Origin of the sequence: Planctomicrobium stercoris (assembly GCF_051465655.1) — a bacterium.
Taxonomy (GTDB): Bacteria; Planctomycetota; Planctomycetia; order Planctomycetales; family Planctomycetaceae; genus Planctomicrobium.
This window is the reverse complement of the sequence record NZ_CP195791.1, coordinates 710,540-735,435: the sequence shown is the minus strand read 5'-3', so window position 1 is coordinate 735,435 and position 24,896 is coordinate 710,540. Positions and strand designations below refer to the sequence as shown.

Annotated in this window: 19 protein-coding genes; 8 read left to right on the top strand and 11 right to left on the bottom strand. The window is 58.3% G+C overall.

Features of this window, described 5'->3' with window-relative positions:
• Window positions 1-238: 238 nt before the first annotated feature.
• Window positions 239-1,369, top strand: a complete 1,131-nt coding sequence (solA, locus tag SH661x_RS02985; RefSeq protein WP_437227869.1) for an N-methyl-L-tryptophan oxidase — start codon at window positions 239-241, stop codon at window positions 1,367-1,369.
• Window positions 1,370-1,460: 91 nt separating this feature from the next.
• Here the strand turns inward: solA and SH661x_RS02980 are convergent, their stop codons facing one another.
• The 5 genes from SH661x_RS02980 to SH661x_RS02960 all read right to left on the bottom strand — a co-directional run bounded on the left by SH661x_RS02980 (window position 1,461) and on the right by SH661x_RS02960 (window position 8,260).
• Window positions 1,461-2,768, bottom strand: coding sequence for a Gfo/Idh/MocA family protein (locus SH661x_RS02980; protein ID WP_437227867.1), 1,308 nt, complete (start codon window positions 2,766-2,768; stop codon window positions 1,461-1,463).
• 156 nt (window positions 2,769-2,924) lie between these two features.
• On the bottom strand, window positions 2,925-3,806 hold the full coding sequence (locus SH661x_RS02975; protein ID WP_437227865.1) for an Fpg/Nei family DNA glycosylase: 882 nt from the start codon (window positions 3,804-3,806) through the stop codon (window positions 2,925-2,927).
• Window positions 3,807-4,029: 223 nt separating this feature from the next.
• Window positions 4,030-5,397, bottom strand: coding sequence for a sigma-54-dependent transcriptional regulator (locus SH661x_RS02970; protein WP_437227863.1), 1,368 nt, complete (start codon window positions 5,395-5,397; stop codon window positions 4,030-4,032).
• Window positions 5,398-5,787: 390 nt separating this feature from the next.
• Window positions 5,788-7,023, bottom strand: coding sequence for an acyltransferase family protein (locus SH661x_RS02965; protein WP_437227861.1), 1,236 nt, complete (start codon window positions 7,021-7,023; stop codon window positions 5,788-5,790).
• Between the two features lie 4 nt (window positions 7,024-7,027).
• On the bottom strand, window positions 7,028-8,260 hold the full coding sequence (locus SH661x_RS02960) for a GNAT family N-acetyltransferase (RefSeq protein WP_437227859.1): 1,233 nt from the start codon (window positions 8,258-8,260) through the stop codon (window positions 7,028-7,030).
• A gap of 289 nt (window positions 8,261-8,549) precedes the next feature.
• On the opposite strand from SH661x_RS02960, the gene lpxD reads away from it, so the two are divergent.
• Both lpxD and SH661x_RS02950 read left to right on the top strand, forming a co-directional pair.
• Complete coding sequence (gene lpxD / locus SH661x_RS02955; protein ID WP_437227857.1) at window positions 8,550-9,629, top strand: UDP-3-O-(3-hydroxymyristoyl)glucosamine N-acyltransferase; 1,080 nt, start codon at window positions 8,550-8,552, stop codon at window positions 9,627-9,629.
• Window positions 9,630-9,719: 90 nt separating this feature from the next.
• Window positions 9,720-10,625: an LpxI family protein gene (locus tag SH661x_RS02950; protein ID WP_437227855.1), complete on the top strand. Its 906-nt coding sequence runs from the start codon at window positions 9,720-9,722 to the stop codon at window positions 10,623-10,625.
• 165 nt (window positions 10,626-10,790) lie between these two features.
• Here the strand turns inward: SH661x_RS02950 and SH661x_RS02945 are convergent, their stop codons facing one another.
• Complete coding sequence (locus tag SH661x_RS02945; RefSeq protein ID WP_437227853.1) at window positions 10,791-13,034, bottom strand: HEAT repeat domain-containing protein; 2,244 nt, start codon at window positions 13,032-13,034, stop codon at window positions 10,791-10,793.
• 526 nt (window positions 13,035-13,560) lie between these two features.
• On the opposite strand from SH661x_RS02945, the gene SH661x_RS02940 reads away from it, so the two are divergent.
• Window positions 13,561-14,604, top strand: coding sequence for a DUF1559 domain-containing protein (locus tag SH661x_RS02940; RefSeq protein WP_437227851.1), 1,044 nt, complete (start codon window positions 13,561-13,563; stop codon window positions 14,602-14,604).
• A 43-nt stretch (window positions 14,605-14,647) separates the two neighbouring features.
• Here the strand turns inward: SH661x_RS02940 and SH661x_RS02935 are convergent, their stop codons facing one another.
• Both SH661x_RS02935 and SH661x_RS02930 read right to left on the bottom strand, forming a co-directional pair.
• Window positions 14,648-15,097, bottom strand: a complete 450-nt coding sequence (locus tag SH661x_RS02935; protein WP_437227849.1) for a hypothetical protein — start codon at window positions 15,095-15,097, stop codon at window positions 14,648-14,650.
• Window positions 15,098-15,243: 146 nt separating this feature from the next.
• The gene (locus SH661x_RS02930; protein ID WP_437227847.1) at window positions 15,244-16,509 is read right to left on the bottom strand and encodes a glycosyltransferase family 4 protein; all 1,266 of its coding nucleotides are present in this window, start codon (window positions 16,507-16,509) and stop codon (window positions 15,244-15,246) included.
• Window positions 16,510-16,709: 200 nt separating this feature from the next.
• Between SH661x_RS02930 and SH661x_RS02925 the strand changes: the two genes are divergently transcribed.
• Window positions 16,710-17,600 (top strand): phosphatidate cytidylyltransferase, encoded by an 891-nt coding sequence (locus SH661x_RS02925; RefSeq protein WP_437227845.1) that lies wholly within the window; start codon window positions 16,710-16,712, stop codon window positions 17,598-17,600.
• Between the two features lie 45 nt (window positions 17,601-17,645).
• Here the strand turns inward: SH661x_RS02925 and ruvA are convergent, their stop codons facing one another.
• A complete protein-coding gene (ruvA, locus tag SH661x_RS02920; protein WP_437227843.1) occupies window positions 17,646-18,275 on the bottom strand; it encodes a Holliday junction branch migration protein RuvA in 630 nt (209 codons plus the stop codon).
• 152 nt (window positions 18,276-18,427) lie between these two features.
• Window positions 18,428-20,320 carry an Hsp70 family protein gene (locus SH661x_RS02915; RefSeq protein ID WP_437227841.1) on the bottom strand — a complete coding sequence of 631 codons (1,893 nt, stop codon included), beginning with the start codon at window positions 20,318-20,320 and terminating at the stop codon, window positions 18,428-18,430.
• A gap of 289 nt (window positions 20,321-20,609) precedes the next feature.
• On the opposite strand from SH661x_RS02915, the gene SH661x_RS02910 reads away from it, so the two are divergent.
• Window positions 20,610-21,788 (top strand): iron-containing alcohol dehydrogenase, encoded by a 1,179-nt coding sequence (locus SH661x_RS02910; RefSeq protein WP_437227839.1) that lies wholly within the window; start codon window positions 20,610-20,612, stop codon window positions 21,786-21,788.
• Window positions 21,755-22,948, top strand: a complete 1,194-nt coding sequence (locus tag SH661x_RS02905) for an outer membrane protein assembly factor BamB family protein (protein WP_437227837.1) — start codon at window positions 21,755-21,757, stop codon at window positions 22,946-22,948. Before SH661x_RS02910 ends, SH661x_RS02905 begins: the two co-directional genes overlap by 34 nt.
• On the opposite strand, the gene SH661x_RS02900 is transcribed toward SH661x_RS02905, so the two are convergent.
• A complete protein-coding gene (locus tag SH661x_RS02900; protein ID WP_437227835.1) occupies window positions 22,949-23,215 on the bottom strand; it encodes a biotin/lipoyl-containing protein in 267 nt (88 codons plus the stop codon).
• Between the two features lie 124 nt (window positions 23,216-23,339).
• Between SH661x_RS02900 and SH661x_RS02895 the strand changes: the two genes are divergently transcribed.
• Entirely contained in the window at window positions 23,340-24,674 is a 1,335-nt protein-coding gene (locus SH661x_RS02895; protein ID WP_437227833.1) for a thioredoxin-like domain-containing protein, read from the top strand.
• The last annotated feature ends 222 nt before the right edge of the window (window positions 24,675-24,896 follow it).

The window sequence follows — 24,896 nt, the reverse complement described above, 5'->3', positions numbered from 1 at the left end:
ACTCCTGCATCAAGTAAGAGAACTCCCGGGGAAATTCTCAGGGCAATCACCACCAGTTTACGAGGAACTCGTCGTCTTGTCGCGAGCGTGGCGTCGTTTCCAGACAGAATGGGAATGAAGTGACTAAGCCTCCAACTCCGCTACGCTCACTATCCACGATCGAGGAGAGTCGACAAGATGCAATTTGATCAAATGTCCGCGCAGCCGCTGACTCACGACATCCAGAGAGCTCTGTTCCATGCCCATCTCTTTTGACTGCATTGTCGTCGGCCTGGGAGGATTCGGCAGCAGTGCCCTGGCGCATCTGGCGACCCGCGGAGTCCGGGTGCTTGGGATCGATCGCTTTCCTCCGGCACATCGATTCGGAAGTTCACACGGCCGGACCCGGATCATCCGCAAGGCGTACTTCGAGCATCCCGATTACGTTCCGTTACTCCAGCGGGCGTATGAGCTCTGGAGGGAACTGGAAGAGGACTGCGGGCAACCGCTGTATTCAGAATGCGGGCTGATCCTCTCGGGGCCTCCGGATGGAGAAACGATTGTCGGTGCCCGGCACGCGGCACAACTGCATGGACTGCAACTGGACTCACTGACTCGGAGCAAAGCTGCTGATCGGTTCCCTGCCTTTCGCTTCCCCGAAGATCACGACGTGGCATTCGAACCGCAGGCCGGCTATCTGCGGGTGGAAGACTGTGTTCTCGCCCATCTGGATCAGGCGGCGCGTCACGGAGCAGGAACCCTGTTTGGTGAAACAATCCGTTCGTGGTCCGTGAAGAATGACAGCGTACAGCTGACTGTGGGTGACGACGTCATTGAAGCTGGGAAGCTGATTGTCACCGCCGGAGCCTGGGCGGGTGGCATGCTCGCTGAGGTTCTCCCGCCGTTGCGGGTGCTGAGAAAGGTTCAACTCTGGTGCAGCGTCGATCCAGAGTGGAGCGACAGGCTCAGTCAGAATCCGGCTTTCTATTTCGAACTTCCGGAAGGGGCCTTCTATGGCTTCCCGTCACAGGATGGCAGAACATTGAAGCTGGCGGAACATACCGGAGGAGAGCAGATCACCGATCCTCTTCAGATTGACCTCACCTGCCGACAGTCGGACCGAACGCCGATTGAAGAGTTTGTGAAATCCCATCTGCGAGGGGTGCAGCCACGCATTGTCGATCACGCTGCCTGCATGTATACGATGTCACCGGATGGACACTTCATCATCGATCATCATCCTGATCATGCGAACGTGATCCTGGCGGCAGGCTTCTCCGGCCATGGCTTCAAGTTCACCAGCGTGATCGGTGAAGCACTGGCTGATCTGGCGATGGACCGCCCGCCGGTGTTGCCGATGGAGTTTCTGAGTCTCAGCCGATTCAACTGACGATCACGGGCGAGCGGGAGACGTGAGTCTCCCGATGAATGCGGTGTCGAATGAATATCGGGGGACTGACGTCCCCCGCTCGCCGAGTGATTTACGCATTCCACTTGCGGAATTCGCGTGACCGCAGGCGATTCGCTTCATCGTCGTTCACGAACTCGACCTTCACAGGATCGATCGTCAGCTTCCGCTGAAGAATCCAGGCGATGGCAGCAGCGTGGCAGGCGATGTGCGAATTCCGCATGACATCGGGATTCGCTGCGGTCTTCTCGCGGGTCCGCATGCAGTCGAAGAAGTTTCTGGCATGAGTCCCGACATCCAGCCCGCGGACGCGCTTGGTCGATTCCAGCTCCTTCTGCAGCGATTCGGAACTGGCGACAATTTCTCCTTCATCACCCGTTTCGACCGTTCCTTCTTCTCCTTCGAATCGCACGGGGCACGTCCCCAGGCGGGTGATGTATTCCGGAGCCCGATCCTCGAACGGTTTCGGCAGGAAGTCAATGATCAACTTCACACCGTTGGCATACGTACAGACGATGTTCTTCTCTGTGGGTTCGTATTCCAGCGGCATCGTCTCATCCGCCTGGTTGGCCCACTGGCACAGGTCGACGGTATGAGCCCCCCAGTCGAGCAGTCGAGCACCGGAGTCGAAGTCCCATTGCCCTCGCCAACCGCCGTCGACGTACTTCTGATTGAAGGGACGCCAGGCTGCGGGGCCGAGCCAGAGATTCCAGTCCACTGTTTCAATCGCTGGTGTCGGCTCCGCGGGGAGCCAGGAGTTGTCGAGGGTCGGGATGTAGACCGAAGCATGCAACGTCTTGAGCTTTCCGAGCTTCCCGGTCTGTGCGAGTTCCACGACCTTCTGATAGTTGGCCACGCTCCGGCGTTGTGTTCCCGCCTGGAAGACTCGCTTCTCGCGATGCATCGTATCGGCCAGCTGTTGGCAGGCATCGATGGTGATGCCGCAAGGCTTTTCGCTGTAGACATCCTTTCCGGCTTCAGCTGCAAGAATGGAAGCGGCTGCGTGCCAGCGATCGCCGGTCGCCACGAGCACAGCATCAATATCCTTCCGGTCCAGCAGTTCGCGGAAGTCCCGGTACAGAACGCAGTCGCTGTTCTTGTAATGGCCATCTACCATCGCCTTGCCGGCATCACGGCGGCTGGCCTGCACATCGGCGATGGCGACGCACTGCACATCTTCGAAAGGAAGGATCGACGTGAGGTCGTACTTACAGCGAGGTCCGATGCCGATGATTCCCAGTGTGATTTTTTCGCTGGGAGCTGTCGTCCCTTCCCGTCCGAGGGCGCGAGCAGGAATGATGGATGCTCCCCAGGCAGCGACCGTGGAGACAGCAGCGGTGGTCAGGAAATCGCGACGCGACGGGTTCAGCGGTGCGGACATGAAGCGGTCTCCAGGAGTGGAAGTCAGGCGGGACATATCAGCTGCGGCGTATGTGATGCTACTCCGCGGGCACAACAAAGTCGAGGACGTGCAAGGTCAAAGTGAGCGTCCGGTACGTGATGCTCTGGACCCTCGTCTCGAGACTCTTGACTGTCATCACTCCCAGTCTTCAATTCGGCGGGGCCAGTCGTCTTTCAGCAACCGGGACAGCGACCGATCCGCGAGAACGTTTCCCCCGGTCTGGCACGTCGCGCAGTAGTTGGTTTCGTTTTCTGCATAGACAATGCGCTGCACCGGGGAACCGCAGACCGGGCACGGCTGCCCATACTTGCCATGCACCGCCATCTCAGGATGAAAGGCAGTCACCTTCGTCGGGAACTTTCCTTTGCGGGCTCGACGAAGACGCTCGATCCATTCTTCCATGACGGCTCTGGTTGATTCCCACAGGCGGATGACCTGCGGCTGGCTGAGCTTTTGTGTCTGCTGAATGGGAGAGAGTCCCGCCCGATGAAGGATCTCATCGGAGTAAGCATTTCCGATTCCACTGAACAGCATCGGATTGGTCAACTGCCGTTTCAGCGTCCGGTTAGTCAACGTCAATGACTGTGTGAATTCCTCCAGCGAGGCGGTCATGATGTCGATCCCGCCGGGATCATGCTGCAGGAGATCATCCGATTTGACGACGTGCAGCGAGGCCCGTTTCTTTGAACCCGCCTCCGTCAGAAGGAGCGTTCCGCTAGTGAAGTCGAATGTCGCCAGACTGTTCCTGCCGCCGGGCTTGCCGCCAAGTTCTTTCCACTGCAGTCTGCCTGCGATCATGAGATGCAGGACCAGCCACAGGTCGTTCTCCAAACCGATGGCAATTCGTTTGCCCAGTCTCCGTAACTCGATGACGCGATGTTGAAAAGTCTCTTCCAGCGGAGGATCGAACGTCCGCAGCAGGAACGGGCTGCTGATCGTGACTCTGTTCAACACCTGTCCCTGCAGCCGCTCTTCCAGCGCTTCGAGATAGATCGTGATGTCCGGGAGTTCGGGCACAGTTCGACCCTGTCTCAGGGGAGTGTGGCGGCGATTCAGGAATCGTTGTCGTTCGAAAGCTGTGTTGATCGCTGCTGGAACGCCGCTCTTTGGTGAGAGTGACTCTCGCTCCGCAGCACGCTGGGAAGATTCAGTCTACCGCTGCTTGCCGGGGAAATGAAAGAAGCCGCTCCGGGTGGGAGCGGCTTCGTGAGCGATCACAGGTTGTCAGGCGCGGAGCCGATCAGGCTGCGCGCTCCTGAACGCGGTTGGAACCCGGGCCCCCACGTGGTGGGTAGCCGTATTCGCGGAGCTTGCCGGACAGGGTTCGAATTCCGATCTGCAGGGCCTTGGCGGTCAGTTCACGGTTCCCGCCGAAGCGAGTGAAGGTGGCTTCGATCAGCTTGCGTTCCATTTCACGCAGCGTCAGGCCGGGCAGCTCGGTCGATTCATTGTTCTGCTCGAGCCAGGGTTCAATTTCTTCTGCTGTCAGTTCCGGAGTCGTGTTCAGCGAGCAGCAGCGGGCGATCACGTTTTCCAGTTCACGGGCATTGCCGGGCCAGCTGTAGCTGAGCAGTCTCTGCAAGGCTGCTTCGGAGAGTCGGCGGATCGACTGACCTTCTTTGACAGAGCACTGCTGGAGGAAGTGTTCGGCCAGCACCGGCAGGTCTTCCATGCGATGTCGCAGGGCTTTGACGACGACGGTGTTGCGATCGAGAATTCGCAGCAGCTGAGGAGAGAACTTTTCCTGCTGGCAGAGTTCACGCAGATTCGCGGAAGTGGTCGCGATGATGCGGGCTCGCAGCGGGACATAGTTGCCAGCGTGCGGGAAAGCACTGTTGAGGATGATTTCGGCCAGCTGATGCTGCTGTGCGATGGTGAGTGCTTCGATTTCTTCGAAGACCAGCGTTCCCGTGGCTGCAGCTGCGAAGCGACCTTCAGCGTTCTCATCACCGAAGAGCTCCCGCTCGACAACCGAGGAAGTCAGCAGGCTGCAGCGAACGGTCAGCAGTGGTTGCCCCGGACCTGATCGGGTCAGGTGGATGGCACGGGCGACTTCGCTCTTGCCGCAGCCGGATTCGCCGGAGACGAGCACCGGAAGGTCATGTTCGGCAGCAGCGTGAATTGCGGAGCGGAGTTCGCGAGTCGCTTCGCTGACGCCGACGAGTCCGTCGAACATACGGCCTTCGAGCTTCTGTCGAAGCTGAATGTTTTCGGTGATGAGCTGGGCGCGGGCGACGGCGGAGAAGAGAGCCCGTCCGATCCGTTCCGGAGTCAGCGGTGGATCGAGCACTTCACAGGAAGCACTGCGGGGAGCGGTGAGTCGCTGCCCGATGGAAGGGAGCAGGATGAACTGTGTCGGTCGTTCGCCCCGTCGTGCTTCGGCGTCGAGGGCTTCCACATCCGTGACCGACTCAGGCTCGTCGATCACCGCTGCGGCGATGAGATCGTTCATCACCAGCACGCGTGCTTCGGTGAGCGACGCGACGGAAACGCAATCGTAACCGGCGCGGCGAATCGCCAATTCCAGATGTTGTCTCGACGCCTCGCTTTTGGCACAGGCGACAACCTTTCCGTGAGGACGGATCGTTGCGGGGGATGTAGAGGACATGGGATTCCTGCCGGGGCTGAACGCACCGATCTCCGCTTCGCGAATGATTTGAGAAGATCATTCACGGAAAACGGCGTGTTCAGCGGGGTGATTGAGACTTGGAAGTGAGAAGAAAAGTTGTGTGGTTCGCCCCTGAACAGACAGCGATCCGGATGCGAAACACGGTGAGGCCGTGTCTGCGTGGAAGTGAGGACTGGCTGGTCAGGATTGAGTTTTGGAAGGGTTTGAGAGAGGAGGCGGTTTGATATCGCCAGTGGCCGCGAAGTGTCAATGCGGCTTCAATCTATTTTTGAAAATCTTGGAACCGGTTTGGTAAAAGATTCAAGAATTGGAGAAGCAGGTGATTCACCCGGCAAGCGTGAGACGTCCGTCTCCCGGTCATACAGAGCGTCAAATCAGGACTCGCGAGCGCTCCGTCACTTCAGTTTGATTGCCCCTGTTCGACGTCTGTGCGTCCGGTTCCGGAGCATCCGGTCGAGGGAAATATTTCTTCAGTGACAGGCAGGGACGTTCCAGCAGGACCCAGCTGATCTGAGCTGCCAATAACGAAAGTGCGAGTGTGCACCCGAAGATCCCCCAGCCGCGCATCGACTCCGGGATTGCAGACCAGTCGAACTGCATCACTCCCAGATAAACGAATTTGTGAAAGACATAAATGGCGTAGCTGTACTTTCCGAGCATCCCCAGAAAACTCCACGAGAGCACGCGTGCCAGCACATGCTGCTGGGGGGCACATTGGGCTCCTCCCACCAACGCGGCAAACGCCATGGCGGTGAACAGATGTCCGAAAGAATAAGCGGCAAAGCTTTCGCTCCGGAGGACAGGCCAGACGAGGTCCAGGCAGGCAAGTCCGGCCATTGCACCGACCGCCAGGCCCGGCAGCCAGCGGATTGCGAGCGGCTGCAGGCGGACATTCCGCAGTGCGATCGCCAGCAGGGCTCCCATGCACAGGCCGTCCAGTCGAGTAATCGTCATGACGAACACCACCATGGGGGGCGTTCCATGCGTCAGCAGACAGACCCGGGTCGACAGGGCCAGTACGCTCAGCGAGACGCAGACCCATGCCAGCTGTCTTCGCGTGGTCCAGGCCACCACGAGCGGCCAGACGAGATAGAACTGTTCTTCGATCGCCAGGGACCAGAAATGCTTGATCGGCACCCCGTCCGGCCAGGCCTGTCGCCAGGCGAATAGCCAGTTCTGCGCGTACAGCCAGTACCAGAGTTGATCTTTGCGGACAGCATCAAACGGAGCGATGACCGATTCCGGAGCCCGCTCGAGCCAGAGTCCCAGGGGAACCAGACAGAAGACCGTAAATAACGTGGCATAGTATAGAGGAAAGATACGGACGGATCGGCGCAGGAAGAAGCTCTTCCAGTAGCCTGGTAGTCCGCGTGTCTCCAGCAGCACGCCGGTAATCAGAAATCCGGACAGGACAAAAAAGAGATCGACACCCACCCAGCCGGACGCTGCCAGCCGCCGGGCCGCAAACGTCAATCCATCTGCGGACGGTGCCAGCTTCAGGCAGTCATAGCAGAGGACCAGCAGGACAGCGATTCCCCGAACACCATCCAGTGGCAGACAGTGGCGGTCGAGGCGCAGTTCGATGGACGGAGCTGAACTCTTCAACGCTTCAGACCCTCTCTCCGGATTCCCGCCCGCACTCCTCCTGATCCGGTCCCTTGGTGAAATGCCGAGTCACAGCACAGGCATTGTTCCGGACCCAGCGGAGTCCATTCACCATCGTGGCTGCCAGATTCCCGACAGGACTGGTGAGATAGAGTCGATTGCAGAAGGATCTGCGATGAGGCCAGATGTGCTCGATGAAGGATCCCGGGCTCGAACAGCTGTCGATCATACGAATGCCGGGAAGTTTTTCCTGAGCCAGCAGAGCGGTTTGAAGCTTCAACTGAAACCCTGGGCAGCCCCGTTCCGCGGCTGGATTCCACCCCAGCTTGAAGGCATAAGCAACGTCGCCAGCCTGCAGATGGACGACGCTCGCGACCGCTTCACGATTCACAAGCAGTCGGCTGACGAAGATGCGATTCTGTTCATTGAGATTTCCCACCATCTCACGGAAGAACCGTTGATGGGCAGCGTGCGAGGCCAGTGCGGTCCCCACATCGGACTTCCAGCCGAGACTTTCCAGCTTCATCAATTCTTCAGCGCACTGGGGAATGAGATCGGGGTCCTGCTGGATTTCGAATTCGACTGTCCCGGCTTTCTCGAGCTCCCGCCAGCCGCGCCGGAGACTTTTGGAGCGTTTGACGGAGAGATGCTGCAGAATGCTGCCGGAATCGCAGTCGTTTGTAAGAAGAGATGCCCGTTCCCAGCATGTCCCTTTGTGACAGACGATCCCGGCTGCCTCGGACGTTTCAGTAAAGACCCGGGTGAGGGGAATCTGATTCGGGAAACGGGGGAATTCGACTCCGTGCCAGTCATGTCGGCTGTGAAGGAAGTAGCTCCAGATCCGTTCCATGGTGCGAACTTCTCTGCCGGAGCGGAGTAAGGGGACATCAAAATAGGTATGCGGGGTCTGCCAGGCTCTCAGGTGCTTGACCGGCAGTCGACGATCGCCATTGCTGTTTTCAAAAATGCCGAGCCCGAGCAGTTCCCCTCGCTCTTCCACCGTCAGAATCAGAAGGGGAGCCACTTCCGGGAGATACCGGGCAGCGGCCATGACATAGTCTGCAGAAGAGAAAGGGTTCTGGGTACTGGAATCGGCCTCGAGCTCCCGCCAGGCCCTTCGGAAACGCTCATCGACATCGGCCAGCGTTCTCAGGTTCACCCGCAGTCCGTTGGGAAGAACGAGACGGCGGGAACCGGAAACGGGCGGACGCGCAGGAATAGCCAGGTGTTCGAACATGCGAGCAATCGACGAAGGAATGCCGGAGGTCAGTGGGCCCAGGACCGTGAATGCGGAGACCGGCCGGTCGCTTGGACCAGGGGCCGGGTCGGAGAAACCTACGTCAGAAAGTCCGCCTGAGCGTGATTTTCGGGATGAAACCGGGAAGTTCCGACCTGCAATTTCTGCCTATTCACCCCGACCTGCGCCCCCGGCCGGCCGAAAAGATGTTGCGGAACCGGACGGTTTTCAGTAGAAGGCAGAATGACAGTGTTCCATGATGGAATTCTTACACACAAGGATGTGGTGGATGTCCTTTTCAGTTCAGGACTTAGCAGCTTGCGTCGACGGTATTGTCCAAGGACCCCGCGACGTTCGGCTTTCAGATGTCGCTCCCCTGCCGTCGGCCGGCCGGGAACATCTGACCTATGCGGAATCCCGTAAACAGCTCGCGCAGGTTCAGCGCAGCGAAGCGGGTGCGATCCTCGTCAATTCCGACCTCGCATCCGCCCTGAGTGACTGCCCGACTCCATTAATTGTGGTTCGAGATCCACAATGGGCATTCATCGCAGCCATGCTCCTGTTCCGCCCGCAGCGATCCCGGTCGAACATCGGAATTTCCAATCAGGCCCTCGTTCATCCCAGCGCGAAATTCGGCACAGATTGCAACGTGTTTCCCGGCGCGATCATCGGTGCGGGAGTGGTCATGGGAGACCGCTGCCAGATCGGCCCCGGAGCGATAATCGGAGAAGGATGCCGGATCGGAGACGACTGCGTCATCGATGCCCATACGGTTCTCTACCCGGACATCATTCTGAAAAACAGAGTCATCATTCAGGCGAACTCGGTCATTGGTGCCGACGGATTCGGATATCGATTCGTCAAAGGGGCCTTCGACAAGATTCCACATACCGGCACGGTCATCCTGGAGGATGACGTCGAGGTGGGCGCCTGCGCCACGATCGATCGCGGCATGATTGAAGCCACCATCGTCGGGCAAGGGACCAAGATCGATAACCAGGTCATGATTGCCCACAACTGCCGGGTCGGAAAACACAATGTCTTTGCTTCACAGGTCGGTCTGGCCGGCTCCGTGATTACCGGCGACTACGTCCAGATGGGCGGACAGGTGGGGATCGCCGACCACTGCTACATCGGTACGCAGGTCAAGCTAGGGGGGAAAGCTGGCGTGATGGGAGATATTCCCGACGCCGGCACCTATCACGATATCCCCGCCATCCCAGAGAAAGACGCGTTGAAGAACCATCTCAACATTCGCAAGATTCCCGAACTGCGCAAGCAGGTTCAGCAACTGACCGCTCAAATCGCTGAGCTTCAGTCACAACTCGCAGCTCTCACCGAACCAGTCCGGGGGCGTTCCGCCGCCTGAAGCTGGTTTGATTCAAAACCCCGTTCCGCTCGCGAACAGACGAAATTTCCTGCCACAGTCAGCCTTGGTGTACGGCCCTGAAAACTCATCATGTCGGATTCCTATCGAGAACGCCTACTCCCGATTCAGCCGCGCCCCGGTGACCGTGTCGGTCTGCTGGCAGGCTGGGGACGATTTCCCGTTGTCTTTGCCCAGGCAGCACAGCGCATGGGTTTCTCCGTGCAGTGCCAGGGGATTGACGGGATGGCCTCCCCCGAGCTGATCGACATCTGCGATCACTATCGATCGGTCCCGCTGGGACGGATCGGAAAGGCGATCCGCTATTTCAAACGTCGGGATGTCCTCAACGCTGTCATGGCGGGAAAGATCGAGAAGAAGGTCCTTTTCGATCCCTTCCTGTTCTGGAAGATGCTGCCTGACTTCAGAACTCTGCATATGTGGTTTCGGTACTGCACCGAAAACAAAAAAGACGACACCTTGTTGCTCGCGGTGATTCGCGAATTCGAACGGGACGGAGTGCACTTTCGTTCCGCGTTGGATTTTTGCCCGGAGATTCTCGTGAAACACGGATTCCTGACTCGACGTCATCCCACCCCCTCGCAATGGAAAGATATTCGTTTCGGCTGGGAGATGGCCAAGGAAATGGGCCGCCTGGATATCGGTCAAACGATTGTGGTGAATGATACAGCGGTCATCGCTGTGGAAGCGATCGAAGGGACCGACGAATGCATTCGCCGCGCGGGGACACTCTGCCGTCGCGGCGGGATGACCGTTGTGAAGGTCGCCAAGCCGCTGCAGGATATGCGTTTCGACGTGCCGACCGTGGGCGTCCAGACGATTCAGACCATGCGGGAAGCCGGTGCCCGCGTACTGGCGATTGAAACCGGGATGACCATTCTTCTGGATGAAGAGGAAGTCGTCCGACTCGCAGACAAGCTGGGCATTGCCATCGTTTCCGTCAAAGCGGAAGAACTGCAGCTGCGATCTGCCGCGTAGCTCAATGAAACGATTTTGAAACGCAGAGAGCGCAGAGTTCGCGGAGAAGATTCGGAGAGGGAGATTTGATGATCACCCTCTCTATTCGTTTCTCGCGAAGGTTGGTAGCGCCGATTCCCTTGTAAATTTCTCTGCGTTCTCCGCGCTCTCTGCGTTTCATCTCTCTTACTGCTGCGCAGAACTGCCCACCGGAGCTGGTGACGCTGGATATCGAAGAAGCTCCAGTCGAACCGCAGGCGCAGCGGGCTTCAATGATCCAATCACGCTGGCGAACGCTGTTCTCAGGTTCGCATCGGTTTCATTTTCGTAGGCCGACTTCAGGGTCCCCGATTCATCGGGAGTCAGCAGTGCGCCAAAGTGCTGGATATGGAATGCCAGTTGAGATGCGGCCAGGGTCCGAACTTCCAGCGGCAGTGCCGGGGCTGTCGCTGTCATGAAGAGTGTCTTCTGGGACAGCGACGTTCCGATGGCCCCCAGGCTGACAAGGGCATCTTCAGCGAGTTCCGGCTTGGTGATGGCTTTCGCGAGTGCTTCCTGAGCGGGCGTCAGATCGAAGACCTTCGAGACGTTGCGAATGGCAATCCGCCGGAGCCAGAACGAAGCTTCGGCCATCTGGCGTCCCCGCTGTTCAGAAGACATCAGCGGCGGCGAGAGTTGTGCCAGCAGCGGTCGCAGATTCTTGCTGATGTCGACCGGCACATTTCCTTCATCCAGGTACGCAACATTGCGGTACTCGTGTGAAACGGTTTCATACTTGCCGTGAAGCGAAGCGGGACCATAGATGATCACAGGAATGGAAGCGGTCCTTGAATCGGCTCTCAGGTTGGCAAGTGTCTCCGAGAGTTCCCAGTGCAGCACGTTCGGGTGCACGACAGCCAGTTCGATGTTTCCCTGATTGGAAGCGATCTGGAACCCCGCCTTTCCGGACGAAGTCGGAGTGGCGGTGAAACCGAGTTCCGTGAAGAGGCTCGCGGTCTCGTTGGCACGGACTTCATTCGGGTCCATGACAACACTGGCCGCGGCCTGATCCGAATTCAGTGCCCGGGCGAGAATCTCGACGACCCGCCGTGACCCGCGAAAACTGACCGTCGGTTCCCAGTGAAGAATGGTCACCGCAGCTGCGAACTGCACCCGTGACTCCGGAGCATCCAGAGCTGCGATGACTGCTCCGTGCGGGGAGGCTGTGGAGAGGTAATCCACGGACCCGTTGGACGCCAGTGCCTGCAGACTTCCCAGAGCAGCAGCGGGGACTTTCTGATCAAGCGAGAATCGCAGGACCTGCTCGCAGAGATCTGGTCCGCAGGCAATCGCGAGGTCGATTGGCCCACCGCTGGTGTTGGGGAGAGGGGTCTCCCACTCGTTCTGTTCGACAGCCCGGCAGAGCAGACTGGCCAGCAAGACGACGGGGCCCTGTTGAAGTTCCGGCGAGAGCTGGGTGGCTTCCCGGGCCAGTCGCTCGGCATCAAAGATGGAGGCCTGTGTCCGCGAGACGACATGTTCAACGACCGTCTGCTCCGTTTCGTCCCAGGTCCAGACGGGGATCTGTTCGACATCGTCATAGCGCTCAGGCCATTTGTACGTGCCGTTAAGATGCTGCGTTGCGACAGTCAGCAGGTTGCGGGCCGCTCCTTCTCCTGTGATCTTTCCGACGGCCTTCTCGTCGCCGTATTTCAAGCGGGCCAGTGCTTCGCGGGCTGCGAGTTGCGAACCTGCGGGCTCATCGGGGATGAAAGCCGGTCCCCATAACCAGATGGCATCCTGTGTGGCACCAACCTGGCCCAGGACGCGGGCTGCGATCGCGCGCACTTCCGGGTCGGGAGATGTCAGTGCACCGATGAGAGGAGCCGCTGCGTTCGCCCCGAGTCGAGCCAGTGTGACAGCAAGAATTTCGCTGTCGTCATGCGCGTTTCCAGCCAGTCGCTTGATAATCGGGGGGACCGCGTACGGCCCCAGATGTCGCAGCTCCGCGAGTGCTTCAACACGATCGCGGGGGCTGCCACTCAGCTTGTCCAGCAGAGCGTCTGCATATCCGGGTTCCGCGACAGCGGCCTGGATGGCCAGGTTCATCCGGTTCAGAAGTTCCGTCGCTGGCGGATTGAGTTCGTCCTTGGCTGTCAGTTGGAGAAAGACACCGGTGCCGTGGATTTTTCGAAGCTCCAGCATGTCCGCATCGGTCGGATTGTCCGCGAGGGTCTGCTCGAGGTAATACCGGGCCAGATCGGGGCGGGCAATTTTCAGCATGAACAGCGCCGCAGCGAATTTCCCCTCGATGGTCGTCGGCTTCACGACGAGCGGATCGTCTTTGGGAGGAGCAGCGGGGATTTCATCCTGAGCGCACGCCAGTGTTGTCCAGGACAGGAGAAGGGCGTAACTCAAAGCCTGAATGGGCTTGGCGATACTCGATCGCATTTCCGGCTCTCCGCTGCAAATTCCCAACCATGACTGCGGGATGGAAAGGCGAACCTCTTCCTGCTCGCCCGTCCGACAGACGGACTGCGGAGCAGATTCTGCCCGCCGACACCACCCGGCTGTCATCCCGATTCGGTCGGAACACTCCGACGTGACGGAAGTATCGAATTGAAAAGGAGACTTCCTTGAACCCCGGCCCCCGGTCCCGGACCGATCTATCCAGAACTCTACGCGCATCCAGCAGAATTGATTCACCTGTCATAATCGCAGCATGAATTTGGCGGTAAACGCGGGGTGCCTTGCGGGGTGAGAACAGCTGTCGAATTGGACGTTGAGCTGGGGGATGGGTTTCGTTACTTCAGGCTTTGTAACGACTTCCGGATGGGCCAATGGAATCCTGGGCTTGTTTCCGGGATTTTGACGATGTTATAAAGTGAAAGTCGCGCATGGTGAGTAATTTCACCGCATTCGCTGCCGTCTCTTGCTACAAACGGAAAAATTCCCCTCATCCGGCCAGGAGCCGATCATGTCGCGGGCCCAGCGGCACGGATTCACGCTGATCGAATTGCTGGTGGTCATTGCGATCATCGCACTCCTGGTTGCGTTGCTCCTGCCGGCGGTTCAAATGGCTCGCGAGTCCGCCCGGCGGATGCAATGTCGCAACAACCTCAAACACTTGGGGTTGGCGCTGCATCAATATGCGGAAGCCCACCGCGTCTTCCCCAGGATCAGCTACGAGGGACGAGGGACTTCGTCACGTTATAAGACAGGATGGCAGGGTTTCAGCGCCCATAGCATGTTGCTGCCGTATCTGGATCAGGGACCACTCTTCCGAAGTATCGATTTCGATACGATCTACACTAACCTTTCGAATGAGTCTGCCCGGAAGACGCTGGTCCCCACGTTCATCTGCCCTTCGGACACGGGGAAAAAGCGAAACGGATCGATCAATAATTACGCTGTCAGTGGCGGACCCTCGCTGATGGTGATCGCGCCGGATCCGACCCAGGCGAAGGTCGGGGGGGATCCGGCGGGGAGTCCGATTGACGTTCAGGACCAGATCGGGATGTTCAATATGCGTCGGACGAACTCGTTCCGCGATCTGAGCGACGGTCTGTCCAATATCGTCGCAGCTTCCGAAACACTGATGGGAGATGGAGACACAACGACGTACCGGCTGGGAGAACTGGTTCGGGGTGTATCGATACCGTCCGGATTTCCCAACACGTTTGCCTCTGCAGAGAACCTCAACAGTTACGGCTCCACATGCAGTGCGAACAGCGCGAACCACTACGGGCACGCGTATCACTACTGGATCAACGGCATGCCCGGGCAGACGGCGTTTAACACGCTGAATCCACCGAACTCAAAGAATCCGGACTGCTATGAATGCGCGACCTGTCAGGGGAGCGACGCCCGCGGGGTCTGGACCGCCCGCAGTCGTCATACCGGCGGAGTGAATGTCTTATTCGCCGATGGATCGTGTCGCGTCATCGGCGATCACGTCCATCTCCTGACATGGCAAAGGCTGGGGGCTATCGCGGACGGTGAAGTGGTCAGAGAGTTTTAGACGTTGGTTTTAAATCAAAGATGAACCACAAACGGCATCCGGGTCACTTCTTTTCAGGTACAACGAGGTGACCGTTACTGGGGTCCAGAAAGACTTCGGTGATAACATCTCCCCGCTTCATGGAGATGACCCAGTTCTCCCCGGAAAAATGGACGCTGTGAATGGCCCGGGGACTGGCCTGTTCCATTCGTTGCACAATCTTGGACATGGGCAGTTTCGATTCCACCGGTTCGAGATCCGGGATGGATTCCTTCTTCATGATGCCCCCGGAAGTCACATTCAAATGAAACCGGAGGCTTTCCTTCTCAGCGATTCCATCGACGACCCATTGCTGGTTATCTCTGGTCGCCTTGATGAGGTGGATTTTTCGCTGCTCAAGCGAGTGCAGAATTTTCGAAAGGGGGAGCGTACTCCTGGGGAGTGCTTCCTGTGCGTGGGCGGTGTTGCTGGCAGTGAGACCAACCAAAAACAGGGCAATCCAGAACTGGCGCACAATCATTCCCCTGACGATACTTGACTCACGCAGGACTCAACTTCTGATCCTCTAGTTTGCAACAGGAATTTCGACCCGCACGCAGAAATTCCGCTTCTGAGCCTGATCAAGAGAAATTCTTCCGAAGATTCGGCACAAAACAAACTTCACGTTGCAGGCTTCTCCGCGACCGTCTGAAGAACTTCCGCCAGCCTGTGCGAAACGTGCTCAAGAGAGTGCTGGGTGACCACGAAATCCCGGGCAGAGTTTGCATCAAACGAACCCGGATTTCCGGTCCAGCACTCTTGCACATACTCAGCTAATGCAGACAGATCGCCTTCGGCGCAGAAGCCCGCTCTGGCAGTGTTCAGAAAATCGGGCTCGACATTCAAGGATGCAATCGGAACCCCACTTGCAGCAGCCTGAAGAAACGTGTTCGGGAACCCTTCCTGCGATGAGGTGTTGACCAGCACGGCAGCCCGCTGCAGGACGCCCGCCATATCTCCATAGGGAACCCGTTCAACAACGCGGACATTCGAAGGAGCCGTTGAGCGGACTTCCCGTTCGACCTCATCATCCCGGGGATTCAAGATCATCAGGAAGTCGACTTCAGGACAGGCCTGCGCCAGTTCAACGAACTTGAGCGGCTGCTTGTAGACCGGGTCGGCCCGCCCGATCCAGAGGACATATCGCTTGAGGCCTCCCGTGTACTTCTCTGATATCAATTGAAGCGCATCGGCATCCCAGCGACTGACATCGAAAGGGTTGAGAAGGAGACCTCCAGCGCGCTGAAAGGATTTCAGAATTTCCACCTGCCGCGGAGTCTGGCAAAGGATTTCGTCGGAATGGGTGATGATCCATCGGCAAATCGCAGCGGGATCCCCCGAAGCGCCGACGAAGTCATCCTGGCTGAGGAGTCGTGGATCAAGGTCGCCATCGGACGCGAGCGAAAGGACAGCCTTGCGGCCTGTGGAGTGTGCGGAGGCAATCACCGCGGCTGAATTTCCCTGTACGCCGAAAGTGAGAAAAATGTCGGCAGGGAGTTGTTCAAAAAATCGGGACGGTGCCAGAGGATTGCGGCGGCCTTTGCAGATTCGCTCCAGTGCGATGATCGGCAGATCAGTGGCGTCGCTCCACCGCGGAGCCCGCAACGAGATCCACGGGAAACCGGCCCGACGTTGCAGTCGCAGTGCGAGTGACTCCCGCTTCGCATAGAGTCTGTCGCGGAGCAGATGGATCGGGATTCCCTGGTAAACAGGCTGCAGAAGTGGCTGCGCATGCCGGACGACGAAGGAAACTTCAATTCCCGGGACGTTCGCCAGTCCCTGTGCGAGCATCCACGAGCGGGTTTCGATTCCCCCGATCGGGCCGGGAATCCGGGGGTCGATCACGGGGTACGCATTCAGTGCGACAACACAAACTCGAAGCGGCATATCGACGGCTTTATCGGAACTGACGCCTGAAACTTTCCCGGGTCGCTTCAAGTGGACCGCAAAACTCAGCATACTGCGGACCAGGGCGCGAGGCCAGTCCTGAACGTCGTCTCAGCTGTTCCGTCATTTTGTCCGATCCATCAGAGTGAATCTTGATGTGTTCCTGAATGATTTCCTCTGTTTCTGATTGAGCTTCCCGCATGCTCGCCTGGCGAGTCACGATCTCCGCAATTCTGATTCCGCTGCTGATTGCCGTCTTCTACTTCGATGCGCATACGGGGGAAGCTGCGTGGTGGCTGCTGGGACTCATGCTCGTTCTAGCCGTTCGCAGCGTCTGGGAACTGACCGAACTTCTGCGGGAGCGTTTTCCCCGCATTCAGTTTCCGGTCCTGTCGCTGTGCGTATCGATGGTCTTGCTGGGGAGCTGGTTTCCCCATCTGCGGCCGCCATATCCCAGCCACCTTGATCTGACACCGCTGGCACTGGCGTACTGCTTTGCGATGATGCTGCTGTTCGCTGTGGAGTCGTACCGTTTCCGGACCCCGGGCTCCAGCACGGAGACGCTGGCGGTTGAAACCTTGATTGTCAGCTACATCGGCCTGTTACTGGCGATGATTGCCCAGCTGCGCTGGGTGGCCGGCGCCGATGCGGGGTATCTGGCGATCGGATCGCTGTTGATGTGTGCCAAGGGGGGTGACATCGGGGCGTACTTTGCAGGGAAGCGGTTCGGGCGTCACAAGATGGCCCCGATTTTAAGTCCGAAGAAGACCTGGGAAGGAGCAGTCGGGGCGATGCTCGGAGCTGCCTTTGCCGGCTGGGTCTGGCTGACGTTCGCAACTCCCGTACTCATGCCGGGATCCCAGGCCCCTGTCTGGTACTATTCGCTGCTCTACGGCTGCCTGATCGGGATTGCCGGGATGGTGGGTGATGTCTGTGAATCGCTGCTGAAGCGCGATGTGGGACGCAAGGACTCGGCAGCCCTGTTTCCGGGCTTTGGGGGACTGCTCGACATGCTCGACAGCGTCCTCTACGCCGGCCCGGTGGCACTCTTGCTCTGGAAAGTGCTGCCGCTGGCAACGTGGATGCCCTGAGCGGTGCACGCTTCGATTTTCGGATTTCGAAAGCTCCAGCGATTCTCAGCCGCCCGGGCGTTGCTGCATATAAATCTGTTGAAGCAGTTCTTCCACGCTCTTGAACTTCGTTTTTGATTCCAGAGCCTGTTCGATCTTCTGACGGGCTTCAGCAGTGGAGTGGCCCAGGGCCACGAGGGCTTCGTAGCCTTCATTGGCAATGCTGTGAGAAGAGCTGTCGCCTGTCGGGAGGTTGTCTCTGACGAGCAGCGCGAAACGGGCCATCTTGCGCCGCAGCTTGGCGACAATCCGTTCCGCCACAGCAGGACCGACTCCCGGAAGGGTCGCCAGCGTCCGCACATCCTGTTCTTCAATGGCGGTCGCGATGTCCTGCACCGGCTTCACCATCGCCTGCAGGGCCTTCTTGATGCCGACGCCGTCCACCTGGCAGATCATTTCAAAGAATGCCCGCTCGACTGGGTGCAGGAATCCGACCAGACGGGGAGTGAGTCGACCCTTTTGAGGATTCCCATCAATGTATTGAATCGTCACTAGCGAGACCTGCTGGCCGATCTTCGGCTGCAGCTGGCGACGGACAAATTCGGGAACGAGGACCTCATATTCGAAGGGGCCCGCTTCAATGGAGGCTTCCTGCAGATCCAGCGCACTGAGCGTTCCCGTAATTTTACTGATCATCTTCCCTGACCTCTGTTGAATCCTGACTTGAACATCGCCGGAGAATAGCAGATCAAGCGGATTCTCACCCAGTCAGTCGCAGGATGGCCTGTTTTGATTGGATCCTCGGAGACTTCGGTTGACGCGAACTTCGTCTCACCGCTGAAAGATCCTTACGGCTTTTTTCGAGCCTTTGCAGCCGGTTTGGGCGGAGGAGGAAGTTGAGCTTCCAGTCGTTCGGTGGGCTGAGCATCTTCCCCTGCTTTGACGGGACGTTGACGAGGGTCGGCGAGCCGTTTTCTGGGAGCGGCACCCGGACGGTGCTGTCGAACGCTGCAGGCAGGGCATTGGCCCTTCACATTCAGTGCTTCCCCACAGTTGTTGCAGAGCGGGATCGGCTGTTCGGAATCGTCCAGCGAAGATGCTGCCGCGAGTCGGGGGGCAGCTGCGCCCGCCTTTCCGCTTGGGGGTGAAACTGGAGTGGCGGTCTTGCGAACGGATGGATTCGCAATGGGCTGCGGAACTGCTGGGGCAACTGCAGATAATGTCTGTGTGGGGCGAACCAGAGTTGTCTGGGCACTCAGGCCGCTGCTGACTGCGATCGCTTCGACATGCACGCGGGCCTGCTCATCGTAGCGGATGGTCACTTCGATGGGTGATGTCACCGGCAGCTTGTCGGGCAGTCCTTCGATGATGCATTCACCGAGTTCCACCCAGGGGTCAGCGGGGGACGTTCCGCTTTCCACGATATGCAGGTGCACCTTCTTCTGATTCGGGATCACAGTGCCGAATCGCTGCCGGTATGCACATGGGAGAGGGGTGTTGGCTGGAAGAAGATAATGAGCTCGCCGGACATTGGTCTTCATATCCCGGACGAGAATGCCAAGCGAACGACCGCTCACGCTCTGCTGTTTAAAGTTGGCGAGTCGGCCGACTGCATGGCGATCGAGAACCGTCTTTTCCAGACGCTGACCGCTGTGAAGCATCCCTGCGTAGTAGGCAGCTCCGTGACAGATCGACTGATCCGGTGACAACGTCTGGTTGAGGGTGGTTCCGCCGACACGCTGAAGCATGTTGCGAATCATCGGCATGCGGGAAGAACCGCCGGTTGCCAGAATGGCGTCGATATTCGCCCAGCCGAGTTTGTTGGACTTCAGCAGGTCACGCATGATCTGTTCTGTCCGCTGCAGCAAGGGAGCGGTCAGATCTTCGAACAGATCCCGATCGATGCTGTAGGACTTTCGACGACCATCATGCTGGACCAGTAGCGAAGACTTGGGGCGGACGCTCAGGCTGCGTTTTGTTTGTTCGACTTCAATCGCCAGAGCCTGCATGCTTTCGCGATCCAGACGGGGATCGCTGATGGATGACTTGATGAATTCGTCGCAGGCGTAAGTCTCAAGGGCATGATTCCAGTCGAGTCCCCCCAGCAGCAGGTCTCCACCGGATGCCAGGACCCGGACTTCCTTCTTGTTGTATTTCACCAGTGAGAGATCAAAGGTCCCGCCCCCGAGATCGAAAACAAGAACTGTTTGTTCGTTCGCCAGTTCGGCAAACCACATCCCTTCCCCCAGCACATAACACAGAGCTGCAGCCACCGGTTCATGGATGATGTCGACTCGTTCCAGTCCGGCAGCCAGTCCCGCTTCGACTGTATCCCGGCGTTGCAGTTCGCTGAACTGCGCGGGGACGGTGATGACCGCATGCCGGATTGTCCCGAGCTGTTCGCGGGCATCTTTGAGCAGCTTTTTCAGGATCAGCGAGGAGATGTCGCGAGGTCGGTAAACCTTGCCGTCGATGACCCAGCATTTGTGCGGATCCCCCATATGCCGTTTGGCGTACTGCACGACACGTTCGGGTGAAGCGACGGAATGTCGAAGTGCTTCCGTCCCGACAATGACGTCGTCTCCTTCAAAGAGGACGACTGACGGAGTGGACAGCTCTCCTTCGGCATTGGGCATCGTGACCGGTTGTCCCTGAGGCGTCAGGTAGGCCAGGGAAGAGTAGGTTGTCCCCAGATCAATCCCGACCGGAAAGGTCCCTGTTCTCTCAGCTTGGATGGACATGGAGTGGTCTCGATGCGAAAACTCGAAAAGGAGATGGTTCTATTGATGAATCATAGGCGCAGATGCCGGCCAGGGGCGACACTGGCGGATCAACGTCGTAATTCTGGAGTCGATGGGAAATACGGATGAAGGTTGTTTTGGGGCTTGGCTGGGTTCAAACTTTCTGCCATGGTCCTCTATCCGACCTTCCTACTTCGCCGATACCATAGAAACGCAGACCGATTGAGTTTCTCCACTTGAGAAATCCTCCAGATTCCCGCCCGACCTGGTCTCGACCTCCAGATTGCTCATGTTGAATCCCACCTTCGACTTTGATCCCCGCACACGCGTCCTCTCCGGCCCGGGAACTTTGCTCCGCCTGGGGGAAATGGCTCAGTCGTGTCACGCGACACATGCCCTGCTGGTGACGGACCAGGGGCTCAAATCGGCCGGGCATGAACAGACCGCGCTCAATCAGCTGGAGCAAGCCGGGATCCGCACCTCCCTGTTCGATGAAGTTCGTCCCAATCCCACAACGCTCGATATCGATCGCGGCACCGACTTCGCCCGCTCCCTGGGGGTCGATCTGATCATTGGGCTGGGAGGGGGGAGCAGCATGGACTGCGCCAAGGGGATCAACTTCCTCCTGACCAACGGAGGGGCGATGATCGACTACAAGGGGACCGGCAAAGCGACTCGACCGATGCTCCCGTTCATTGCCGTTCCGACCACGGCTGGAACCGGCAGCGAAGCCCAGTCGTATGCAGTCATCTCTGATGAGAAGACACATATGAAAATGGCGTGCGGCGACAAAAAGGCACTGGCCCGGATTGCAATTCTCGACCCGGACCTGACGGTGACGATGCCGCGACATGTCACCGCTGCAACGGGGATTGATGCCATCAGCCATGCCCTCGAAACGTTTGTTACGCTCAAAGGGAATGCGGTATCTCACATGTTCAGCCAGCAGGCGTGGCTGTTGCTGACGGCCGCCCTGCCGCAGGTACTGACGCAGCCGGAAAACGTTCCAGCCCGGGCGGCCATGCAGCAGGGAGCGCACTTCGCGGGCGCAGCGATCGAGAACTCCATGCTCGGTGCAACGCACGCCCTGGCGAACCCTCTCTCCGCCCATTTCGATCTCGTACATGGCATCGCCATTGGGGCGCTGCTGCCGTATGTGGTTGCCTTCAATTCGCTCGATGCTCGCAGCAACGGACACTATCGCTGGCTCGCTCAACTTGCGGGAATCTGCGATGCGGATGATGATCAGGCGATTGAGCGACTCGTCGAGAAACTGATCAGTCTGGTCGACCGTTGTGGCCAGCCGACGACTCTCAAAGACTGCGATGTCGATGAAGCCCGGTTGCCTCTGCTGGCCAGCGAAGCAGCGGCTCAGTGGACCGCCCAGTTCAATCCGCGACCTGTCAACGAAAATGATTTACTGGAGATTTACCAGTGCGCTTATCATGGAACCGTCGTGACTTCCTGAAGGTCTCGGCCGCTGCCGTTTCGAACGGAATTGCGGGCCACGAATTTTCACAGCGGATGTTCGCTGCGGAACCTTCTGCTGAAACGGACAGCTGGACCTCGTTTCGCAACAGCCCGGACAATCTCGGGATCGCGAAGACGTCGTTGCCAGAGGAACTGAAACTGCTGTGGGCTCTCGAAACGTCCGACGGGACAGCCTCGACAGCGGTCATCTCTTCCGGGCAGGTCTTTATCGGGACTCTCAGTGGCGATGTCCATTGCATCGGACTGAAGACCGGAGAGATCAAGTGGACCTACAAGTCCGTTGAGATGGTCGAACCCAACAGCTTTGCTCCCGGCTTCAATGCCCCGGCTGCCATCGACACCGAGCATGTTTACATCGGTGATGATCAGGGGATGTTTCATGCGATTGATCGAATCACCGGGAAGCGCGCCTGGACGTTTGAAACGGGGGCGGAGATCGTTGGCGGTGCGCAGGTGGTTGAGGACCGGGTGATCTTCGGGTCGCACGATGGCCACCTGTATTCGCTCGAAGCAAAGACAGGGAAACCGGTCTGGAAAGTCGAGACACGCGGGCCGGTCAACGCCACTCCCTGTCTGGCTGGGAAGTACACGTTTACCACCGGTTGCGATCAGCCGATTCTTCGAATCGTTGATATTGAGAAAGGGGAGCAGGCTGCGGAAGTTCCGCTCAACTCGCTGCTGATTGCATCTCCCGCGATGCGGGATGACATCCTGTACTTCGGGACGGGTGATGGAATCGTCTATGCCATGGACTGGAAGAACAAGAAGATCCTCTGGGAGTTCTCCGTCCCTGAACGTGAACAGCAGATGCAGTCCTCGCCCGCAGTGACCGAAGAAGTGGTGATCCTGGGGAGCCGGGACAAACGTGTTTACTGCCTCGATCGCAAGACAGGAAAACTCCGCTGGGAGTTTACGACCCGGAGCAAGGTCGACTCCTCGCCCGTAATCGTCGGCGACCGGGTCTACTTCGGATCGGCAGACCGAAACATTTATGGGCTGCAGGTCGCGGACGGCAAGCAGGTCTGGAAGCATCCGACCAAACAATCGATCACCGGGTCTGCGGCGGTGGCTGAAGGCTGCCTGGTGATCGGAACCGACTCCGTCAACGGGCAGATTCTGTGCTTCGGCGGAATGTGATCATCCCGGGCTTCGAATGCGTCCCAGAACGTCCCCCGGATGCACCTGCGTCCCGGGGGGGATCGACTGCTCGACGAGCACTCCTTCGTACAACGCCTCGAGGTGCAGCAGGACTCCACCTGTCAGTAATTCCGCAAGTCGTTCTCCCGGAATAACATTCGACGCGACGGGGACCAGCCAGTTGATCAGGAGAATTGGATCGCAGCCGGTTCCAGGGTCGGGACAGACAACATCAAACTGGCTTTGAGAGAACGCATCTTGCTTCATTTTGTAGAAATTGCGTAAAACCCCGCTGCGTCAGCGATACGGATGTCGTGAAACGTGATTGTAGCTGACCTTTGCATCATTGGTATGCGAGCCGGCTCCCGGGCTTTGCAAGGAATGCGTCGTCATGCGTGGAACTCGTCAATTTCTTTTCTCGCGCCTCCCTGCCCTGAATTCCCGATCGATTTACCGCGCAGCCATCATTGCCTGCGTCTGCTCCAGCCTGACCGGCTGCGGTGAAACGTCTGCCCCCGTCGAAACGGCGGAGCAGGAATGGACACCGACCCCGACTGACCCCAGTCAACTTCCTGCTCGCCCCCGACGCAGTTCCCTGCGGAATGATTCGGAGATCGAACTCGTCTCTTCGCAAAGTTCCGTGGACGCTGGTCCCCCGAAAGGTTCCGCGGAATGGTTGTTGATGGAGATTGCGCACCTGCGGAATGCTCCGGTCGATCTCGTCCGACAGCCGATCCCGGGCAAGCCCGGTCAGTTCCAGCAGGTTCGACTCTCCCCGGAGCAGGCCGCTGCGGAACAGATCCGTCGTCATGAAAAAACGGTGGAACTGGCCATGCAGATGATCAGCAAGACTCATCAGGATGCTGCAGCCAACCAGCAATTTAACAGTGCTGTTCATTACCTCTCGGACGCTCGCCTGCAACTGGCGCTGGCGGGGAACGAAGAACAGGGACATCTGCTGGACGAAAATGCGGAAGCTCTGTTCACCCGGGACCCGACCTCCTTTGCTGCAATTGACGCAGCCTCACACGTCGTGGAACTGACCCATGCCATGGCGGACCGCCATGCAGAATCCGATCCCGAATGGGCCAAAGCATACGCCCGTCAGGCTCGTCTCTTCGCAGAACGATTCCCGCAGGAAACCAGCCGGGCAGCGGTCAATCTGATTGCCGCCGGCCGACTGTGCGAACGCCTGGGGCTGGATCAGGATGCTGAAGGCTGCCTGACTGTCATCGAGCAGATTGCGCCGAATTCACCCTACTCTGAACAGGTCGCCGGTTCGCTTCGTCGCCTCCGTCTGCCTGGACAGCCGTTGACGGACTTCGGCGGATCGACCTTTGACGGCGGATTCACCTCGATCGACCGCTATCGCGGGACAAATCTGATCATCGCGTTCTGGGCGTCGAATTCTGCGGAATTCCGGAAAGATCTTCCAGCACTTCAGTCACTTGTCTCCAGATCACAGGGAGGACTGAAAGTCGTGGGTGTGAACCTCGACAAGGATGAATACGCTGTCGAGCAGTTCATGAAGGAGACCGGAATGAACTGGACGAGTGTGTTCTACTCGGACCCGGAAAAACGGGGTTCGCGAAACGTGATTGCCCGTCATTACGGGATCACGAACGTGCCGGAATACTGGCTTGTCGATGCTCAGGGAACCGTCCGAAGCATCCATCTGAACGGCTCCCATCTGGAACAGGAAGTGACTGAAGCGTTGTCTCGCTGACCGGATCAGTTGCTGCAGCTCCGGGGGCCACGCAGGTTTATTGCCGCGAAGGCGCCAAGGGCGCTGAGAAATTTGAGAAATTTCAATCCACCGCGACCTTTGCGCCTTCGCGGTGGAAATTCATTCAGGAAATGCTTCATTTCCGTTCTTTTCGCGGTGAACTCCATCGATCCACTGCGGTGGATGTCCGGCGGATGGCTGCTTTTTCAGGTTCCACGGCCC

What these genes read in the sequence shown, in the direction of transcription:
- lpxD (WP_437227857.1), top strand. Translation starts at nt 8,550, where the DNA reads ATGTCCTTTTCAGTTCAGGACTTAGCAGCTTGCGTCGACGGTATTGTC.
- solA (WP_437227869.1), top strand. Translation starts at nt 239, where the DNA reads ATGCCCATCTCTTTTGACTGCATTGTCGTCGGCCTGGGAGGATTCGGC.
- SH661x_RS02915 (WP_437227841.1), bottom strand. Translation starts at nt 20,320, where the DNA reads ATGTCCATCCAAGCTGAGAGAACAGGGACCTTTCCGGTCGGGATTGAT.
- SH661x_RS02930 (WP_437227847.1), bottom strand. Translation starts at nt 16,509, where the DNA reads ATGCCGCTTCGAGTTTGTGTTGTCGCACTGAATGCGTACCCCGTGATC.
- SH661x_RS02900 (WP_437227835.1), bottom strand. Translation starts at nt 23,215, where the DNA reads ATGAAGCAAGATGCGTTCTCTCAAAGCCAGTTTGATGTTGTCTGTCCC.
- SH661x_RS02910 (WP_437227839.1), top strand. Translation starts at nt 20,610, where the DNA reads ATGTTGAATCCCACCTTCGACTTTGATCCCCGCACACGCGTCCTCTCC.
- SH661x_RS02970 (WP_437227863.1), bottom strand. Translation starts at nt 5,397, where the DNA reads ATGTCCTCTACATCCCCCGCAACGATCCGTCCTCACGGAAAGGTTGTC.
- SH661x_RS02950 (WP_437227855.1), top strand. Translation starts at nt 9,720, where the DNA reads ATGTCGGATTCCTATCGAGAACGCCTACTCCCGATTCAGCCGCGCCCC.
- SH661x_RS02960 (WP_437227859.1), bottom strand. Translation starts at nt 8,260, where the DNA reads ATGTTCGAACACCTGGCTATTCCTGCGCGTCCGCCCGTTTCCGGTTCC.
- SH661x_RS02945 (WP_437227853.1), bottom strand. Translation starts at nt 13,034, where the DNA reads ATGCGATCGAGTATCGCCAAGCCCATTCAGGCTTTGAGTTACGCCCTT.
- ruvA (WP_437227843.1), bottom strand. Translation starts at nt 18,275, where the DNA reads ATGATCAGTAAAATTACGGGAACGCTCAGTGCGCTGGATCTGCAGGAA.
- SH661x_RS02925 (WP_437227845.1), top strand. Translation starts at nt 16,710, where the DNA reads ATGCTCGCCTGGCGAGTCACGATCTCCGCAATTCTGATTCCGCTGCTG.
- SH661x_RS02895 (WP_437227833.1), top strand. Translation starts at nt 23,340, where the DNA reads ATGCGTGGAACTCGTCAATTTCTTTTCTCGCGCCTCCCTGCCCTGAAT.
- SH661x_RS02940 (WP_437227851.1), top strand. Translation starts at nt 13,561, where the DNA reads ATGTCGCGGGCCCAGCGGCACGGATTCACGCTGATCGAATTGCTGGTG.
- SH661x_RS02980 (WP_437227867.1), bottom strand. Translation starts at nt 2,768, where the DNA reads ATGTCCGCACCGCTGAACCCGTCGCGTCGCGATTTCCTGACCACCGCT.